Genomic DNA, 2,247 nt, shown 5'->3' on the forward strand with positions numbered 1-2,247 from the left:
GCGACCCTGATGGCGGCGGCCGGCGGCACCGAGGCCCCGCCGCCCGAAACCCGCAAGGCACCCTGGCGGTGGCTCGCGGTGGCCGCGGCCGTCGTCCTGCTGGCGGGCAGCCTGGCACTGGTGACGTCGCTGCGGCCGTCGGACCCGGAGCCGTCCCGCCCGGCGGCGACCCTCACCGACCTGGACCGCCCGCTGGAGCCGGGCGAGTTCCGCTACGCGCAGAAGCTCAGCTGGGTGCCGGAGACGGCGAACGGGCAGCAGGTCCAGGTCCAGCGCAAGGTGGAGCTGTGGATCCCGGCGGACCCGAAGGACCTGTGGCACCGCCGCACGTCGTCGACGGGCGCGGTACGGGGACTCCCCGCCGGTCAAGCGGTGCGGCTCGACCAGACCCCCACCGACGAATACGGCCCGGGCGGCCGCTTCCCCGGCGAGCCGTACGGGCCAGGGACGGTCCAGCCGCACTGGAACACGCCGTTGCAGAACTGGCTGAGCCCGGACGCCGCGCTGGTCGCCTCCCTGGTCCCGGACCCGGGCACGCTGGTCAAGCGCCTGCGGTTCGACACCATCGACACCACCGACGACGGCCGCGAGCACAGCGGCACGGAGTCGCTCACGATGGTCCGGATGGTCCTGGAGCTCGGCCTGGCCCCCAAGGACGTCCGCTTCGCCCTGCGCGACGCGCTCAACGCGATCGACGGGATCTTCGAGATCCCGGGCCACACCCCGGACGGCCGCCCGGCCACGGTGATCGCCGCCAAGGACACGGGCCAGCGCCTCTACCTCGACCCGACGACGGCCCAGCCGCTGGCCTGGGACTTCCCACCCGGCACCCCGACGACCACCACGCCGCTGAGAACGAACCAGACCTCGCCGAGTTCGGGGATCTCGCCGCCGGTGGCCACGACGAGCCGGGAAGCACCGCTCCCGCCGGTGATGAGGACAACGCCGGAGACGCTGTACTCGTTCGCGATCACCCGCACACCGGGCTGAGCGCCGGGGGTGCCGCGGTTTCGGCGGCACCCGGGGCTTCGGCGGGCAGCGACGGCCCGCCAGCCCGACGTCAGCGAGCGTGGCTGGCCGCGTTCAAAGCGTCCGCGACGTTGGCCACCTCCAGCACCCGGATCCCCGCCGGCGGCTTTCCCGAATCCGGCGGCACCAACGCGTGCGTGAACCCCAGCCGAGCCGCCTCCGCGAGCCGGCGGCTCACGCTCGGCACCCGGCGGATCTCCCCCGCCAGCCCGACTTCACCCACCGAAACCAGCCGTGGCGACAAAGCGACGTCGCCGAACGAAGACGTCAGCGCCAGCACCACCGCGAGGTCGATGCCCGGCTCGGTGATCTTCATGCCGCCGACCGTGGCCGTGTACACGTCCTTGTCGCCCAGCTTCAGCCCGCCGCGCTTCTCCAGGACCGCGAGGACCATCGCCACCCGCGCCGAATCGAGGCCGCTGACCGCGCGCCGCGGCTGCGGTGCCGATGTCGACGACACCAGCGCCTGCACCTCGCCCAGCAGGGGCCGCTTGCCCTCCAGCGACACCGTGATCGCCGTGCCCGCGACCGGCTCCGCCGTGTGGCTGAGGAACAGCCCGGACGGGTCCGGGACGCCGACGATGCCTTCTTCCTGCAGCTCGAAACAACCGATCTCGTCGGACGCGCCGAAGCGGTTCTTGATGCCGCGGAGCATCCGCAGCGTCGAGTGCTTGTCGCCCTCGAACTGCAGCACCACGTCCACCAGGTGCTCCAGCACGCGCGGGCCGGCCACCGAGCCGTCTTTCGTGACGTGCCCCACCAGCACCACCGGCAGCCCGCGTTCCTTGGCCACCGCGACCAGGCCGGACGTCACCGCGCGGACCTGCGTCACCCCGCCGGGCGAGCCCTCCACCTGTGGGGACGCCATCGTCTGCACCGAATCGACGATCAGCACGCCCGGCTTGACGTCGTCGATGTGCCCGAGGATGGCCGAAAGATCGCTTTCCGCCGCGAGGTACATCCGGTCGTGGACGTTGCCCGTCCGTTCGGCGCGCAGCCGGACCTGCCCCGCGGACTCCTCGCCCGTGACGTACAACGACCGGTCGACCGTCTTCGCCCACTGGTACGCGACCTCGAGGAGCAGTGTCGACTTGCCGACGCCCGGCTCACCCGCGAGCAGCACCACCGCGCCCGGCACCAGGCCGCCGCCGAGCACCCGGTCCAGCTCCGAGACGCCGGTGCGCCGGGCCCGCGCCGCCTCGACGTCGACTTCGCCGA

2 protein-coding genes are annotated in these 2,247 nt (G+C 73.0%); one reads left to right on the forward strand and one right to left on the reverse strand.

Going from position 1 to position 2,247, the window contains the following annotated elements; all coding sequences use genetic code 11:
- Positions 1–990 (forward strand): hypothetical protein (locus tag G3I65_RS44300; RefSeq protein ID WP_160701412.1); only part of this gene is annotated, 990 nt, incomplete at its 5' end.
- Between the two features lie 70 nt (positions 991–1,060).
- Here G3I65_RS44300 and radA read toward each other — a convergent pair.
- On the reverse strand, positions 1,061–2,247 hold a 1,187-nt coding region (gene radA / locus G3I65_RS44305), incomplete at its 5' end, for a DNA repair protein RadA (protein ID WP_160701413.1).

It is taken from the genome of Amycolatopsis sp. SID8362, assembly GCF_010550475.1.
GTDB lineage: Bacteria > Actinomycetota > Actinomycetes > Mycobacteriales > Pseudonocardiaceae > Amycolatopsis > Amycolatopsis eburnea.